Origin of the sequence: Pseudoduganella guangdongensis (assembly GCF_009857475.1) — a bacterium.
Classification (GTDB): domain Bacteria; phylum Pseudomonadota; class Gammaproteobacteria; order Burkholderiales; family Burkholderiaceae_D; genus Rugamonas; species Rugamonas guangdongensis.
The window spans coordinates 37,158-52,779 of the sequence record NZ_WWCJ01000024.1 but is presented as its reverse complement, the minus strand read 5'-3'; the positions used below and the strand labels follow the sequence as shown (position 1 = coordinate 52,779).

The 15,622-nt window shown below is 64.9% G+C and carries 14 protein-coding genes; 8 read left to right on the top strand and 6 right to left on the bottom strand.

All coding sequences use genetic code 11. From position 1 onward, the window contains the following. Position 1: 1 nt before the first annotated feature. Positions 2-1,150, bottom strand: coding sequence for a bifunctional 2-methylcitrate synthase/citrate synthase (gene prpC / locus GTP41_RS23540; RefSeq protein WP_161028027.1), 1,149 nt, complete (start codon positions 1,148-1,150; stop codon positions 2-4). A 12-nt stretch (positions 1,151-1,162) separates the two neighbouring features. After that, positions 1,163-2,050, bottom strand: coding sequence for a methylisocitrate lyase (prpB, locus tag GTP41_RS23535; RefSeq protein ID WP_161028026.1), 888 nt, complete (start codon positions 2,048-2,050; stop codon positions 1,163-1,165). 146 nt (positions 2,051-2,196) lie between these two features. Here prpB and prpR point away from each other — a divergent pair, with 146 nt between their 5' ends. The 6 genes from prpR (at position 2,197) to GTP41_RS23505 (ending at position 7,936) form a co-directional block, all read left to right on the top strand. Then, positions 2,197-3,861: a propionate catabolism operon regulatory protein PrpR gene (gene prpR / locus GTP41_RS23530; RefSeq protein WP_161028025.1), complete on the top strand. Its 1,665-nt coding sequence runs from the start codon at positions 2,197-2,199 to the stop codon at positions 3,859-3,861. Between the two features lie 40 nt (positions 3,862-3,901). Beyond that, positions 3,902-4,369 (top strand): DUF6328 family protein, encoded by a 468-nt coding sequence (locus tag GTP41_RS23525; RefSeq protein ID WP_161028024.1) that lies wholly within the window; start codon positions 3,902-3,904, stop codon positions 4,367-4,369. Between the two features lie 76 nt (positions 4,370-4,445). After that, on the top strand, positions 4,446-5,489 hold the full coding sequence (locus tag GTP41_RS23520; protein ID WP_229503034.1) for a sensor histidine kinase: 1,044 nt from the start codon (positions 4,446-4,448) through the stop codon (positions 5,487-5,489). 20 nt (positions 5,490-5,509) lie between these two features. Beyond that, positions 5,510-6,544 (top strand): sensor histidine kinase, encoded by a 1,035-nt coding sequence (locus GTP41_RS23515; RefSeq protein ID WP_161028022.1) that lies wholly within the window; start codon positions 5,510-5,512, stop codon positions 6,542-6,544. Further along, positions 6,541-7,209 carry a LytR/AlgR family response regulator transcription factor gene (locus GTP41_RS23510; protein ID WP_161028021.1) on the top strand — a complete coding sequence of 223 codons (669 nt, stop codon included), beginning with the start codon at positions 6,541-6,543 and terminating at the stop codon, positions 7,207-7,209. Before GTP41_RS23515 ends, GTP41_RS23510 begins: the two co-directional genes overlap by 4 nt. Before the next feature lie 10 nt (positions 7,210-7,219). After that, positions 7,220-7,936, top strand: coding sequence for a LytR/AlgR family response regulator transcription factor (locus GTP41_RS23505; protein ID WP_229503033.1), 717 nt, complete (start codon positions 7,220-7,222; stop codon positions 7,934-7,936). Positions 7,937-7,939: 3 nt separating this feature from the next. Here GTP41_RS23505 and GTP41_RS23500 read toward each other — a convergent pair whose 3' ends face one another. The 3 genes from GTP41_RS23500 to clpS form a co-directional block, all read right to left on the bottom strand. Continuing rightward, on the bottom strand, positions 7,940-11,296 hold the full coding sequence (locus GTP41_RS23500; protein WP_161028020.1) for a S41 family peptidase: 3,357 nt from the start codon (positions 11,294-11,296) through the stop codon (positions 7,940-7,942). An 86-nt stretch (positions 11,297-11,382) separates the two neighbouring features. Beyond that, complete coding sequence (clpA, locus tag GTP41_RS23495) at positions 11,383-13,683, bottom strand: ATP-dependent Clp protease ATP-binding subunit ClpA (RefSeq protein WP_161028019.1); 2,301 nt, start codon at positions 13,681-13,683, stop codon at positions 11,383-11,385. After that, complete coding sequence (gene clpS, locus GTP41_RS23490; RefSeq protein WP_161028018.1) at positions 13,680-13,982, bottom strand: ATP-dependent Clp protease adapter ClpS; 303 nt, start codon at positions 13,980-13,982, stop codon at positions 13,680-13,682. Before clpS ends, clpA begins: the two co-directional genes overlap by 4 nt. 326 nt (positions 13,983-14,308) lie before the next feature. Between clpS and cspE the strand changes: the two genes are divergently transcribed. Next, a complete protein-coding gene (gene cspE, locus GTP41_RS23485; protein WP_055937397.1) occupies positions 14,309-14,512 on the top strand; it encodes a transcription antiterminator/RNA stability regulator CspE in 204 nt (67 codons plus the stop codon). Between the two features lie 82 nt (positions 14,513-14,594). Next, positions 14,595-15,101, top strand: a complete 507-nt coding sequence (locus GTP41_RS23480; protein WP_161028017.1) for a GNAT family N-acetyltransferase — start codon at positions 14,595-14,597, stop codon at positions 15,099-15,101. Here GTP41_RS23480 and GTP41_RS23475 read toward each other — a convergent pair. Continuing rightward, positions 15,098-15,568: a hypothetical protein gene (locus tag GTP41_RS23475; protein ID WP_161028016.1), complete on the bottom strand. Its 471-nt coding sequence runs from the start codon at positions 15,566-15,568 to the stop codon at positions 15,098-15,100. The genes GTP41_RS23480 and GTP41_RS23475 overlap by 4 nt on opposite strands. Between the last annotated feature and the right edge of the window lie 54 nt (positions 15,569-15,622).

Here is a 15,622-nt window from a genome sequence, read left to right as displayed (position 1 = left end):
ATTACTTGCGGTCCTTGATCGGTACGAAGGCCAGGTCTTCAGGGCCAACATAGTTGGCGCTTGGACGGATGATCTTGTTGTCGATGCGCTGCTCGATCACGTGGGCTGCCCAGCCGGAGGTGCGCGAGATCACGAACAGCGGGGTGAACATGGCGGTCGGCACGCCCATCATGTGGTAGGACACGGCGGAGAACCAGTCCAGGTTCGGGAACATCTTCTTGATTTCCCACATGGTCGATTCCAGGCGTTCGGCGATGTCGAACATCTTCATCGAGCCGGCTTCCTGCGACAGGGTGCGCGCCACTTCCTTGATCACCACGTTGCGCGGGTCGGAGATGGTGTAGACCGGGTGACCGAAGCCGATCACCACCTCCTTGTTGGCGACGCGGTTGCGGATGTCGGCTTCCGCTTCGTCGGCGTTTTCGTAGCGCTGCTGGATGTCCAGCGCCACTTCGTTGGCGCCGCCGTGCTTAGGGCCGCGCAGCGCGCCAATCGCGCCGGTGATGGCGGAGTGGATGTCGGAGCCGGTGCCGGAGATGACGCGGCTGGTGAAGGTGGAGGCGTTGAACTCGTGCTCCGCGTACAGGATCAGGGAGGTGTGCATCGCGCGCACCCAGCTTTCGGACGGCTTTTCGCCGTGCAGCAGGTGCAGGAAGTGGCCGCCGATGGTCTCGTCGTCGGTTTCCACGTCGATGCGCTTGCCGTTGTGGCTGAAGTGGTACCAGTACAGCAGCATGGAGCCGAAGGATGCCATCAGGCGGTCGGCGATATCGCGCGCGCCGGCGATATTGTGGTCGTCCTTCTCCGGCAGGCAGCAGCCCAGCACGGAGACGCCGGTGCGCATCACGTCCATCGGGTGGGCGGAGGCAGGCAGCGCTTCCAGTGCCGACTTCACGCCTTGCGGCAGGCCGCGCAGGGATTTCAGCTTCTTCTTGTAGCCTTTCAGTTCGGCCACGTTCGGCAGTTTGCCGTGCACCAGCAGGTAGGCGATTTCTTCGAATTCGCAGGTGGTGGCCACGTCCAGGATGTCGTAGCCGCGATAGTGCAGGTCATTCCCGGTCTTGCCGACGGAGCACAAGGCGGTGTTACCGGCTGCAACGCCGGACAGGGCGACGGATTTTTTTGGTTTGAAGGTAGGTGCGTCGGTCATGTCTATGTCTCCTTATTTCTTAGCGGCGGCAAACAGCGCGTCCAGCTTTTGTTCAAAATCGTGATAGTTGATGCGTTCGTACAGTTCGGCGCGGGTCTGCATGGTGTCGACCACATTCTGCTGGGTGCCATCGCGGCGGATCGCGGTGTACACATTCTCGGCGGCCTTGTTCATGGCGCGGAAGGCGGACAGCGGATACAGCACCAGGCCCACATCGGCGGACTTCAACTCCTCCACGGTAAACAGCGGAGTCGAACCAAACTCGGTGATATTCGCCAGCACCGGCACCTTCACCGCAGCGGCGAACTGCTTGTACATATCCAGCGAAATCATCGCCTCCGGGAAGATCATGTCGGCACCCGCCTCCACGCACGCCACGGCGCGCTCGATCGCCGCATCCAGTCCCTCCACGGCCAGCGCATCGGTGCGCGCCATGATCACGAAGTTCTCGTCAGTGCGCGCGTCGACGGCAGCCTTGATACGGTCCACCATTTCACCTTTGGTGACGATCTCCTTGCCCGGACGGTGGCCGCAACGCTTGGCCCCCACCTGGTCTTCGATATGCATGGCCGCTGCGCCGAACTTGATCATCGACTTCACCGTGCGCGCCACATTAAAGGCGGAAGCGCCAAAGCCGGTGTCCACGTCCACCAGCAGCGGCAGGTCGCACACATCGGTGATACGGCGCACGTCGGTCAGCACGTCGTCCAGGTTGGAGATGCCCAGGTCGGGCAAGCCCAGCGAACCGGCGGCCACGCCGCCACCCGACAGGTAGATCGCCTTGAACCCGGCGCGCTTGGCCAGCAAGGCGTGGTTGGCATTGATCGCGCCCACCACCTGCAGTGGGGATTCTTCTTGCACGGCCTTGCGGAAGGCGGCGCCGGCGGAGTGTTGGCTCATGGTGTCCTTTCAGGAAACAGGTTTGTTTGCCGCCTTTATTGCAAGCGCCATGCCAGCTCGGCGTTGCCAGCAAAATCAAGCACTTGCAACAGGCGCACCAGAGTATAATGTTTCACATTGAAACACTGAAACGTTTCAGGTGAAACATGCGACATTCGACACCCCTACCCTTCGACCCCGCCGACAAGCCCGTCATCTGGACGGTTTCCGTCTCGCGCCTGTCCGAGCTGTTCCGCGACATCACCCTCGAATACGACGCCCTGGCCGACATTGAGCCGATCAACCTGGGCTTCGACGAGGCGGCGCGCCATATCCGCGAGCGGCTGGCCACGGAGCGCTGCGACGCCGTGATTGCGGCCGGCTCCAACGCCGCCTACCTGAAGGGCCGCCTGTCGGTGCCGGTGGTGATCGCCAAGGCCAGCGGCTTTGATTTCATGCAGGCGCTGGCGCGCGCGCGCAAGGTATCCGACCGCATCGGCGTGATCACCTACCAGGAGGACATGCCGGCGCTGGCCGAATTTGCCGCCACTTTCGGCGTGCCGATCGAGCAACGCACCTACGCCACGGAGGAAGATGCCCGCGCCCAGATCAATGAGCTCAAGGCCTCCGGCATCAAAGCCATTGTCGGCGCGGGCCTGATCACCGACCTGGCCGAGGAAGCCGGACTGACCGGCGTCTTCGTCTACTCCGCCGCCTCCATCCGCCAGGCCTTTGACGACGCGCTGGAAATGGCGCGCCTGGCGCAGCTGGAAACGGGCCGCAACCGGCGCCCGGTGGTGGCCGACACCCTGCGCGCCAAGCACGGCCTGGCCGACCTGCGCGGCGAATCCGATGCCATGGAACGCGTGCGGCAGGCCGTCGTGCTGTACGCGAAATCGCCCGCCACGGTACTGATCCAGGGCGAGACCGGCTGCGGCAAGGAACTGGTGGCGCAAGCCATCCACCGCGAGTCGCCGCGCACGCTGGGCGGCGCCAACCGGCCTTTCGTGGCGGTCAACTGCGGCGCGATCGCCGAATCGCTGCTCGAGTCCGAACTGTTCGGCCACGAAGAAGGCGCCTTTACCGGCGCGCGGCGCGGCGGCCACGCCGGCCTGTTCGAAGCGGCCAACCGGGGGACGCTCTTCCTCGACGAAATCGGCGAAATGCCGCTGGCCCTGCAAACGCGCCTGCTGCGCGTGCTGGAGGAACGCGAAGTGGTGCGGGTCGGCGGCACCCGCCCGATACCGGTCAATGTGCGCATCATCAGCGCCACCCACTGCGACCTGGAAGCGCGCGTGCGCGAAGGCCGCTTCCGTGCCGACCTGTTCTACCGCCTGGCCGTCCTGCGCCTGGCGCTGCCGCCACTGCGCGAGCGCCCGAGCGATATCCTGCCGCTGGCTGAATGGTCGCTGCGCACCGCCCTGGCCAGCCTGGGCGTGCGCGCCCATCCCAACCTGGCCGCCGAACTGGCGGCCTGCGCCCCGCTCCTGCTGCGCTACGACTGGCCCGGCAATGTGCGCGAACTGCGCAACCTGACCGAGCGCCTGGCCCTGTTCCTGGCCGCCGAACCGCTGCAGGCGCTGACGCCGAACTTTGTCGCCGGCGTGGCCCCCGAGCTGACGGCCGCCCTGCCAGCACCGGCACCAGCGCGCCACCTCGCGGCCGTAGCCGCCACGGCCGACGCACCGGCCGCACGGCAAGGCCCGGCGCCGCGCGAAAGCGTGAGCGCTGTGCTGGCGCGCTTCGGCGGACGGCGTGACGCCGCTGCCGATTACCTCGGCATCAGCCGCACCACGCTGTGGCGCCGCCTGCGCGAAGAAGGCAGCGTCTAGTCGCGCGCCCCCCTTCCCGGCGGCCAGCTAGAATGCCGCCATGGACAATCCAAGCGAACAAGAATCGCTGAAAGAGCAGATGGGGCGCATCATCGAGGAAGCGCGGATGATGCTGCCCGGTATCCAGGCCCTGTTCGGCTTCCAGACCATCGCCGTTTTCAACGACCGCTTCGAACGCCTGCCGCTGTACGCCCAGGATTGCCATGTTGCCGCCCTGGCGCTGGTGGTGGTGGCGATTGCCCTGGTCATGTTGCCAGCCGCCTATCACCGCCTGGCAGAACCGGGCTGCGTGTCGCAGCATGCCATCAAGGTCAGCTCGCGCGCCATCTGCTATGCCCTGGCGCCACTGGCGGCCGGGCTATCGCTCGACATTGCCCTGGTGCTGTACATGGTGACGGAATCGAGCCGGGCCAGCGCGGTCGGCGGCCTGGCGGCATTCATCCTGCTGATCGGCATGTGGTTCGTCTACCCGCTGATGATGCGGCGGCGCCTGCGGCGCTACTGCTGACACCACCCATCACGCGTTTCTACCGTTCGTCACGCCGCTGCCATGCCTGCGCGGGGGATGCGTTATGCTCCCACCCATGAAACGCGCTCACTATTATTGGCTGTTGCAGGTGCTTGGCTGGAGCGCCATCGCCCTGTTCACGGCCCTCTTCATCAACCAGTTCAGTCCCCTGAGCACCATTTATTTCCCGTTGGCCGCCTGGTGCGGCGCCACCGGCCTGCTATTGTCGGAGGCGTGGCACCGCCTGTGCCGCCGGCGCCAGGCGCGCGGCCAAGCGCTGGCCTGGCCGGCCGCGCTGGTCGCCACCGTGGTGCTGGGTACCGTCCAGGCGGCGAGCAACCTGGCAATGGACCAGCTTATTTCCGGCGGAGGCTGGAACAGCGCGCCGCCGGGCTGGATCATGATGCTGCTGCTGTTCTGGAGCGGCATCATGCTGGCCTGGAACGTCGCCTACATGGCGGCCCTGTCGCTGCGCCGCAACCAGCGCCTGGAAGCCGAGGCGCTGCTGCTGGAAGCCGAAACCCTGCGCCTGGAAGTGCTGGCCAAGGATGCCGAACTGCGCGCCCTGCAATCGCAGGTCAACCCGCATTTCTTCTTCAATAGCCTGAACAGCGTGCGCGCCCTGATGTACGAGGACCGCGACAACGCCGCCAACATGATCGACCAGCTGGCAACACTGATGCGCTACACCCTGATGTCCACCTTCACAGACTGTGTGCCTTTGGCACAGGAACTGGGCGCGGTGCGCGCCTACCTGGCGATCGAGCAGATCCGTTTCGAAGAACGCCTGCGCGCGCGCTTCGAGATCGAAGCCGGCATGGAAGGCGTCACCATCCCACCCATGTCGTTGCAAACGCTGGTCGAAAACGCGGTCAAGTACGGCGTCGAGCCGCGGTCGGCCGGCAGCGAGATCCGCATCATCGCCCGCCAGGACGGAGCCGGCGCGGTGATCGAGGTCGCCAACCAGGGCGTGCTGCGCGCCAACCCCGGCGCCACCCGCGTCGGGCTGTCCAACGCGCGCAAACGCCTGGAGCTGGCCAAAGGCGGCCAGGCCAGCCTGGACCTGAGCGAGCATGAAGGCTGGGTGCGCGCCACCTTGCGCTTCCCGCTCGCAGCCTGAACACAACCCATCGAACGATCATGCAAACAAGTAAAGCCCCCCTGCTGGCGCGCATCAACTGGTATTGGCCCCTGCAACTCCTCGGCTGGAGCGGCATTATCGGCTTTGTCATGCTGGCCAACGGTCCCTTCCTCACGCGGCCCGGCGCGGTCGCCACCTGCATCCTGGACGGCGTCGCCGGCCTGCTGTTGACGGACCTATGGCGCCGCTTCCTGAAAGGGCGCCGCTGGAACACGCGCGCCGTGGATTGGCGCCAGGTGGCGGTCGCCCTGCTCGTGCTCGGCCCGCTGCAAACGGCATGTGTCGCCCTGATAGCGCGCGTGCTGCTTAAAGAGGACGACAGCGGCAGCTGGCTGCCAATGCTGCTCTTGTTCTGGACCGGGGTCATGATGGCCTGGCAGATCTCCTATATGGCCGCCACCGCCTTGCGCCGTGCCAACCGCTTCGAATCGGAAGCGCTGCGTCTTGACGTGCTGGCCAAGGATGCCGAACTGAAGGCCCTGCAGGCCCAGGTCAACCCGCACTTCTTCTTCAATAGCCTGAACAGCGTGCGCGCGCTGATCTTCGAAAACCAGGAGTCGGCCGCGCGCATGGTGGACCAGCTGGCAACCTTGATGCGCTACACCCTGGCCTCCAGCTATGCCGACACCGTGCCGCTGAAGGACGAGCTGGAAGCCGTGCAGGCGTACCTCGCGATCGAAAAGATTCGCTTCGAGGAACGCCTGAGCGTGGCGCTGGATATCGCGCCCGGCATGGAAACGGTGGCGATTCCGCCCATGTCCTTGCAAACGCTGGTGGAAAACGCCGTCAAGTACGGCGTGGAGCGAAGCAGCAGCGGGAGCGAGATCCGCATCAGCGCCCGCCACGCCGGCGGCCGCGCCGCCATCGAGGTGGCCAACCGCGGCGCCCTGGCCATGCTGGGCAACTCCACGCGCATCGGCTTGGGCAATGCCCGCAAGCGGCTGCTGCACGCCAAAGGCGGCGACGCCAGCCTGGAACTGGTGGAGCGCGACGGCTGGGTGCGCGCCACGCTCGACTTCCCGCTGGCGGCATGATGCGCGTGCTGCTCGTTGACGACGAGCGGCTGGCGCGCCAGGAGCTGCGCCGCCTGCTGGCAGTCCACCCCGACGTGGAAATCGTGGGTGAAGCGGACAGCATCGCCGGCGCCCTGTCCCAGGCGGCGCTGCTCACGCCGGACCTGGCCCTGGTGAATGTACAACTGCCGGACGGCAGCGGCTACGACTTGCACGAGGCGCTGCCAGACGCCACCGAGGACGCGCCGGAACTGGTATTCACTACCGGCCACGGGCCCGGCCTGCCCGACACGCTGCTCAAGCCCATCGATACCGAACGCCTGGCCGCCGCGCTGCAGCGGGTCGCCGTCAGGCGCGGCATGGGTGGCGGCCGCCAGCAGCGCAAGCTCTTGCTGCGCGACGGCGAGCGCTGCTGGCTGGTACGGCAGGATGACGTACGCCTGTTCGAAGCCGAGGGCCGCCACACGCGCGCCTACCTGCCAGGCGCGGCGCCGCTCATCCAGCGCCCCTTGCGCGAGATCGAAGCCAGGCTGGATCCACTGCGCTTCATGCGCGCCAGCCCGCGCCATATCGTCAACCTGGCCGACGTGCGCCGCATCAGCCAGTCCGGCGACGGCGCCTTGCAGCTGGACGTGGCAGGCATTCCGGTAAGGATGTATGCTCACATCGACCAAATCATCCGATAAATTTCTCACCATGGAACACACCCGCATCATGCGCGTCCTGCTTGTCGACGACGAACGCCTGGCGCGCGCCGAGTTGCGGCGCATGCTGGCCAGCCATCCGGGGGTGCAGATCGTGGGGGAAGCGGCCAATGCGGCCGAGGCGGCGCTGCAGGTGGCGGCGCTGCAGCCGGACTTGCTGCTGCTGGACGTGCAAATGCCGGGCGGCAGCGGCTTCGACCTGCTGGCCGCGCTGGACGATGCGCCGGAAGTGATCTTCACCACCGCCTTCGACCAGTACGCCCTGCAAGCCTTCGAAGCCAGCGCCCTGGACTACCTGATGAAACCGATCGAGCCGCAGCGCCTGGCCTCCGCCCTGGAGCGGGCCGCCGCGCGCCTGGGCATGGCGCCCGCGCCCAGTAGCGCGCCGCGCAAGCTGTTTATCCGCGATGGTGAACGCTGCTGGTTCGTCAAGCTGGAGGATATCCGCCTGTTCGAGTCGGAGGGCAACTACACCCGCCTCTATTTCGACGACGCCAGGCCGCTGCTGGCGCGCTCGCTGCTGCAACTGGAGCAGCGCCTCGATCCGCAGCAGTTTTTCCGCGCCAGCCGCCGCCACATCGTCAACCTGGCGGCCGTGCGCGGCATCGACAACGCGGACGGCGGCGGGCTGACCCTGCGCCTGGACGACATGGCGGTGGAAGTATCGCGCCGCCGGGCGGCGGCGCTCAAACAACTACAGGACTTCTAGCGCTTATTTCAAGGCCGGAATGGCTTGCGGCTGCAGCGGCCTGACCGGCTGCTCTCTCAGCTTCTTCTGCAGCATTTCGATCGCCACGTCCAGCTGGCGGTCCTGCCCCTTGTAGCTGGCGTGCGGCAGGTTGTCCACCTCCACGTCCGGCGACACGCCCACGCCCTCGATCAGCCACTGACCGTCGGCCTCGCTGAACTGGCCGTTCTCCGCCACGCGCACCATGCCGTTGTCGCTCAGGCGGTTGCGGTCGCTCAGCCAGACGCCGGCGCCGGCCGTGCGCTTGCCGACCAGCGGCGCCAGCCCCAGCGACTTGACGCCGGCCGCGAAGGTTTCGCCATCCGAATAGGTCAGCTCATCGACCAGCACCACCAGGTGGCCGCGGAAGGTGTTCTGCATATTCGGATAGGTGCGGCCCGACGGCGGCGCCCAGTAAGCCCAGGCCTTGCGCAGCAGCTTCTCGATGATCCAGCTGTCGATATTGCCGCCCTGGTTGCGGCGCACATCGATAATCAGGCCGTCGCGGTTGACGTTGGCGTAGAACTCGCGCGCGAAGGTGGCGATATCGTTCGGCCCCATGGCGCGCAGGTGCAGGTAGCCGATGCGGCCTTTGGAGGCTTCATCCACCTTGCGCGCCAGGCTTTGCTCCCAGTCGCCGTAGCGCAGGGTCGCATGGCGCGCCTGCGCCACCGGCGTCACGATCACCGAGCGCTGCGCGCCCTTGGCCGTGACCACGTTCAGCAGCACCTGCTTGTCGGCCTGATTCAGCAGCAGGTCGGAAATATCGCGCGCCTCGAGCACCGGCTTGCCGTTGACGGCGGTGATGGTGTCGCCCTCGCGCACGTCCACGTCCGGCTGCGCCAGCGGCCCGCGCGCATTCGGCAGCTCGGGCTCGGTGCGGTAGACATGCTCGACGCGGTAGCCCTTGGCGGTGCGCGCCAGCACGGCGCCCAGGCCGGCCGGGCTGCCCTCCGGCGCGGGACGGCGGATATCGCCCGGCTGCACCTGCGAATGCAGGGCGCCGACTTCGGCCACCATCATGCCCAGGATGTCGTTCAGCTCCGCACGCTCGGTCACGCGTTCGACCAGCGGCGTGTACTTGGAGCGCACCAGGTTCCAGTCCACGCCGCGCATCTTGGCGTCGTACAGGAAATCGCGGTGCATGCGCCAGGCGTCGTTGAACATCTGCTTCCATTCCAGGCGCGGGTTGGAGACGAAGGTCCAATCCTCCACGCGCACCTTGGCCTTGCTGATGTCGGCCGGCTGCTTGGCGCCCGCGTCCACGATCAGCATATCGCCCGGGCCGCTGGCCGAGAAGCTGCGGTAGAACACGCGTTTGCGGTCGCCGGACAGCTCAAAACTGCGCACATTGGCGGCAAACACTTCCGGCTGCGGATTGTTGCGCGCAATGGCCAGCGTCTTGAGCGTGGAACGGCCGTCGCTGCCCTCGCGCTCCAGGAAATACAGGCGCTTGTCGTCCACCGCCAGGTCGCGGTAATTGCCGGGAGCCAGCGGCACTTCGTACACGCGCTCGGCCAGGCCGGCGAACACGATGGCCGGCAGCGCAGGCTTGGCCGGCGCGCCTGGCTTGGCAGGCACACCACCGGCCGCCTTGTCGGCCTTGGCGTCGGCCACTTTCTCGACCGCCTTCTCGACCGCCTTTTCCGCCGCCTTCTCCTCCGGCGTTTCGGCCGGCTTGGCGCCCGCCTTGCTCAACTCATCGTCCGGCTTGAAGGGGAAGCGGTTGCCCGGCTGCAGGGCCAGCGCGAACACGCCGACGCGCTTGTCGAACACCGGGCCCATATTGCGGTCGCCCCATGGCGAGCCGTTGGCCAGCGTGAAATTGCGCGCCGACAGGAAGTACAGCCAGCGGCCGTCCGGCGAGAACACCGGCGACTCGGACGGATAGCGGTCGCCCGTCACGAAGGCCAGCTGCTTGCCCTCCACCGCGTACAGGCCGACCTGGTCGCGCTGCGCGTCCGTGTCGGAGCGCACGAAGGCCAGGTAGCGGCTGTCGGGCGACCACACGGCCGGGTCGTGCTGGTCGATGCCGGCCGCCTTGCCGGCGTCGTCCACCAGGGTGTTCACGCGCGTGGCCAGGTCCAGCAGCCACATGCGGCCTTTCTTGTCATTGTGCGCCAGCCACTTGCCGTCCGGCGAAGGGTAGATCGCCCAGCGGTGGTTGTTGCCGTCGGTGGTCAGGCGCTCGGCCTTGCCGGAGCCGTCGGCGGCGAACTTCCAGATCTCGTTCTCGCCGCTGGTGTCGACGATGGCGTAGACCGATTTCTCGTCGTGGCTGAAGACCGCGTCACGGGCGCGCGCGCCTTCCGGGATGGCGATCTCGACCCGGCGCAGGCTGCCGGTGCCGGCAATGCTGACGCGCCCGCGCGCGGTCAGCACCACGCGCTCCTCGCGCGCCGACAGCGCGGTATTGGTCAGGGCCTCCAGCGGCGAGCGGACCTGGCGCGTGCGCTGCTGGTCGAAGTCCGACAGCAGCGACACCTTCAGCGCGCGGGTGGCGCCGCTGTCCAGGTCCAGCAGCTGCGCGTCCGCGCCCAGCTGGTAGACGATGCGGCCGTCGCCCAGCGCGGCGTTGCGCACATCCCAGTCCTTGTGCTGGGTATGCGCGCGCAGGTCGCCGCCGTCCGCGTTGGCGGACCAGATATTGTCGGCGCCGTCGCGGTCGCTGACGAAGTACAGGCGGCCCTTCCACCACATCGGGCGTTTGAAATTGGCCGTGTCGCCTTGGAATACCGGGCGCGCCTCGCCGCCGCCGTCCACGTCGTAGCGCCACAGCTGGGCCGTCGCGCCACCGCGGTAGCGGCGCACATTGTCGCCGGTCATCAGCAGGCCGAGGCGGGTGAAATACAGCGTCTTGCCTGCATCGTCCAGCACCGCGTCGTTGGCGTCGGCCACCGGGAAGCTGCGGCGCGCCAGGGTGTCGGGCTGCAGCGCCGCCACTTCCCAGCGGTTGCGCGGGCCGGTCTGGGTCGGCAGCGCCACCAGCACCTCGCCCTTGGCGGTCCAGCCCAGCACGCGCACATTCTCGTTGGCGAAGGTCAGGCGCTTGGGCAGGCCGCCGGCCAGCGGCATGACGTAGGCTTCCGGCGCGCCTTCATAGCTGGCCACGAAGGCCAGCCACTGGCCGTCCGGCGAAATGGCGGCCTGGGTCTCGGAACCGGCATGCGTGGTCAGGCGTTGCGCCGGGCCGCCGGCGACGCCGGCTTTCCACAGGTCGCCTTCGGCGGTGAAGACCACCGTGTCGCCGCGCACGGCGGGGAATCGGACATATGGGTCGGCGGCATGGGCGCCGGCTGTGGCGGCCAGCAGGCCAAGCGAAAGCAGGATGGATTTATTCATTACGTTTATAAAAGATGATTAAACCGCTCACGATTGTGCAATAAAAAACCCGCTCTGTGAGCGGGTTTTTGCGGCGCTATGCCGGTTTATTCGACTTCGACGGTTTCCGGCGGCGGGGTCGGCGCCGCATCCGGCTCCGGGAACTCCAGCTTGATCGCTTCCGCGTCGTCCAGGTCGACGATCACGCGCCCGCCGCTGACCAGGCGGCCGAACAGCAGTTCGTCGGCCAGCGCCTTGCGGATCATATCCTGGATCAGGCGCGACATCGGACGCGCGCCCATCAGCGGATCGAAGCCCTTCTTCGCCAGGAACTTGCGCAGCTTCTCGCTGAAGATCGCTTCCACCTTTTTCTCGTGCAGCTGCTCTTCCAGCTGCATCAGGAACTTGTCCACGACGCGCAGGATGATCTCCTCGTCCAGCGCGCGGAAGCTGATGATCGAATCCAGGCGGTTGCGGAACTCCGGCGTGAACATGCGCTTGATGTCCGCCATCTCGTCGCCCGCTTCCTTGCTGTCGGTGAAGCCGATCGAGCGCTTCTGCAGGCTTTCCGCACCCGCATTGGTGGTCATGATGATGATCACGTTGCGGAAGTCGGCTTTGCGGCCGTTGTTGTCGGTCAGCGTGCCGTGGTCCATCACCTGCAGCAGGATATTGAAGATATCCGGATGCGCCTTCTCGATCTCGTCCAGCAGCAGCACCGCGTGCGGCTTCTTGGTGACCGCCTCGGTCAGCAGGCCGCCCTGGTCGTAACCCACATAGCCCGGCGGCGCGCCGATCAGGCGGCTCACCGCATGGCGCTCCATGTATTCGGACATGTCGAAGCGGATCAGCTCAATACCCAGGATGAAGGCCAGCTGCTTGGCCACCTCGGTCTTGCCGACGCCGGTCGGACCGGAGAACAGGAAGGAGCCGATCGGCTTGTCCTGCTTGCCCAGGCCGGCGCGCGCCATCTTGATCGCCGATGCCAGCGCTTCGATCGCCGGATCCTGGCCGAACACGACATTGCGCAGGTCGCGATCGATGGTCTGCAGCTTGCTGCGGTCGTCCTGGTTGACGGTTTGCGGCGGAATACGCGCGATCTTGGAGATGATTTCCTCGATCTCGGTCTTGCCGATGGTTTTCTTCTGCTTCGACTTCGGCAGGATGCGCTGGGCGGCGCCCGCCTCGTCGATCACGTCGATCGCCTTGTCCGGCAGGTGGCGGTCGTTGATGAAGCGCGCCGCCAGTTCAGCCGCCGTCGACAGCGCCGACGACGAGTATTTCACGCCATGGTGCTCCTCGAAGCGCGATTTCAGGCCGCGCAGGATTTGCACGGTCTGCTCCACGGTCGGCTCGTTCACGTCCACTTTTTGGAAGCGGCGGCTCAATGCATGGTCCTTCTCGAACACGCCACGGAACTCCGTGAAGGTGGTCGCGCCGATGCATTTCAGCTGGCCGTTGGCCAGCGCAGGCTTGAGCAGGTTGGACGCATCCAGCGTACCGCCCGAGGCCGAACCGGCGCCGATGATGGTGTGGATTTCGTCGATGAACAGGATGCCGTTCGGGTTGTCCTTCAGCTGCTTCAGCACCGCCTTCAGGCGCTGCTCGAAGTCGCCGCGGTACTTGGTGCCGGCCAGCAGCGCGCCCATATCGAGCGAATAGACCACGGCATTGGACAGCACCTCCGGCACGTCGTTCTGGGTGATGCGGTACGCCAGACCCTCGGCGATGGCGGTCTTGCCCACGCCGGCCTCGCCCACCAGCAGCGGATTGTTCTTGCGGCGGCGGCACAGCACCTGGATCACGCGGTCCACTTCGTCCTCGCGGCCGATCAGCGGGTCGATCTTGCCTTCGGCGGCGGACTTGTTCAGGTTCTGGGTGAACTGGTCCAGCGGCGACTCCTTGGCCTGGCCTTCCGGTGCGGCGCCCTCTTCCACGCCCTCGGAAGCTTTGCCGGAATCCATTTGCTGGTCCTTGCGCACGCCGTGGGAGATGAAGTTGACCACGTCCAGGCGCGTGACGCCCTGCTGGTGCAGGTAGTACACCGCGTGCGAGTCCTTCTCGCCGAAGATCGCCACCAGCACATTGGCGCCGGTTACTTCCTTCTTGCCGTTGGAAGCCGACTGCACGTGCATGATGGCGCGCTGGATCACGCGCTGGAAGCCCAGGGTTGGCTGGGTGTCCACCTCGCCGGTGCCCGGCACGGTCGGCGTGTTGTCGCCGATGAAGTTGGTCAGCGTCTTGCGCAGGTCTTCAATATTCACCGCGCAGGCGCGCAGCACCTCGGCTGCCGATGGATTGTCCAACAAGGCCAGCAGCAGGTGTTCCACGGTGATGAACTCGTGCCGTGCTTGCCGCGCCTCGACAAACGCCATATGCAAACTTACTTCTAATTCCTGCGCAATCATACTTCCTCCATCACACATTGCAGGGGGTGCCCCGCCTTGCGTGCATGCGTTAACACAAACTCCACTTTGGTTGAAGCTATATCTTTAGAGAAAACGCCGCACACGCCTTTGCCATAGCGATGCACACTCAGCATAATTTGCGTGGCCGTTTCCCGGTCCTTATTGAAATACTCCTGGATTATGGCCACTACGAACTCCATGGGAGTGTAGTCGTCATTGAGTAGCGCCACCTGGTACATAGGTGGCGGCTTAATCGCCTGCCGTTCCAGGACGGTTTCTGTTTCATGCTTGGTTGCCATACGCTTATATTCTAATGCTTTCAGACTAGATGCAACGCCCATTTAGGGGGGCATTTCCACCAGTACTTATCTTACGCGTTTTCGCCGATCACCGCAGATGGCGGCAGAGTTGGCCAAAATCAAGTGCAGCCGAAATAGCTGTTGCAAAAATCTCACCGTGTGCTAGTGAAAGCGCTTGACATTAAAAATTGTTCCGCCAACAATGCGATATCGACTTTGTGCAGATATGTACATGTGTTGGTAAGAAGTGAGTTGTCGAGGAGGGGGCAGGAAGCTTCTTGCTTTTATGGCTCGTGTGATTCGTTTTTATTGAAAGTTTTTTTAAAATGGCAACTGGTACCGTTAAGTGGTTCAATGACTCCAAAGGTTTTGGCTTCATCACTCCTGATGATGGCGGTGAGGATTTGTTCGCACACTTCTCCGCTATTAACATGAACGGCTTCAAGACCCTGAAAGAAGGTCAAAAAGTTCAGTTCGAAGTCACGCAAGGCCCTAAAGGCAAGCAAGCTTCCAACATCCAGTCCAGCTAATCCCTGGCCTCGGACAACGAAAAGCCCCGCCCCGCGGGGTTTTTTTTCGCCCCGATCATACCCGCATTATGCCGATTTCGTCATGCTAATCCGCACTATCCGCCCAACCGATGTCCCGGCACTCCTGGCGTTCGAGCACGCCAATCGCACCTGGTTCGAGTCGCACGTGGACGCGCGCTCACCGGACTTCTATAGCCTGGCCGGGGTTGCCGCCCATGTCGACGACTACCTCGACCGCCATGCGGCTGGCAGCATGCATCCATGTTTGTTGGTCGCTGACGACGGCGCCATCCTTGGTCGCTGCAACCTGAAAGATATCAACCCGGCCACCCACCGTGCTGAAGTCGGGTATCGTATTGCTGCAGACGCCTGCGGCCGGGGCCTGGCCAGCGTGGCATTGCGCCACCTGATGGAACTCGCTTACGGCCAGTGGCAGCTAACTGGACTCGACGCTCATGTGACAGTCGCCAACGCTGCCTCCACTCGCGTCCTGGAGCGCGCCGGATTTACCCTCGCAGGCCCCTCCCCTTACCAGGCCCGCGTCGCCGGCCGGCTACTGGATTGCCTGCGCTACCGGCACCAGGCTTAAAAAAGGCGGCTGGCCATGTGGGCCACAAGGACGACCACGGCCATCGTCAAGCCTACCATCCAGCGGCTGAAAGCATCCTGTCGGCGCGACATTTCGACCTGGCGCGCCTCCTGCCGCTTGTCCATTTCAACCATTTGCGCTTGAAGCTGGTTGGCCAGCGCTTGCATATTGGCTTGCTGGCGCCGCTCCATCTCGGCAAAGCGTTCCGCGATGGCTAAGTCTTGTTTCGCAAAGCGTTCCGCGATCGCCAGATCTTGCTCGGCAAAGCGCTTGGCGATGGCCAAGTCCTGCTCGGCAAAACGCGTCGCAGTGTCGGCACGCACAAGGGCAAAGCCACTGTCCATATGCTGGCGCAACAATGACAACTCGTAACTCAAGGCATCCACCTTCTTCTCCAGTGCTTGAAGCGGGACTCCTTCCCCATCTTCCGACCTGCACGATTGATCGTCAAGCAAGCTCTGCGACATAGAGGCCTCCCGGAACGGACATGGACGTCTGATTGTCCGCCCGCCCGAATGCTG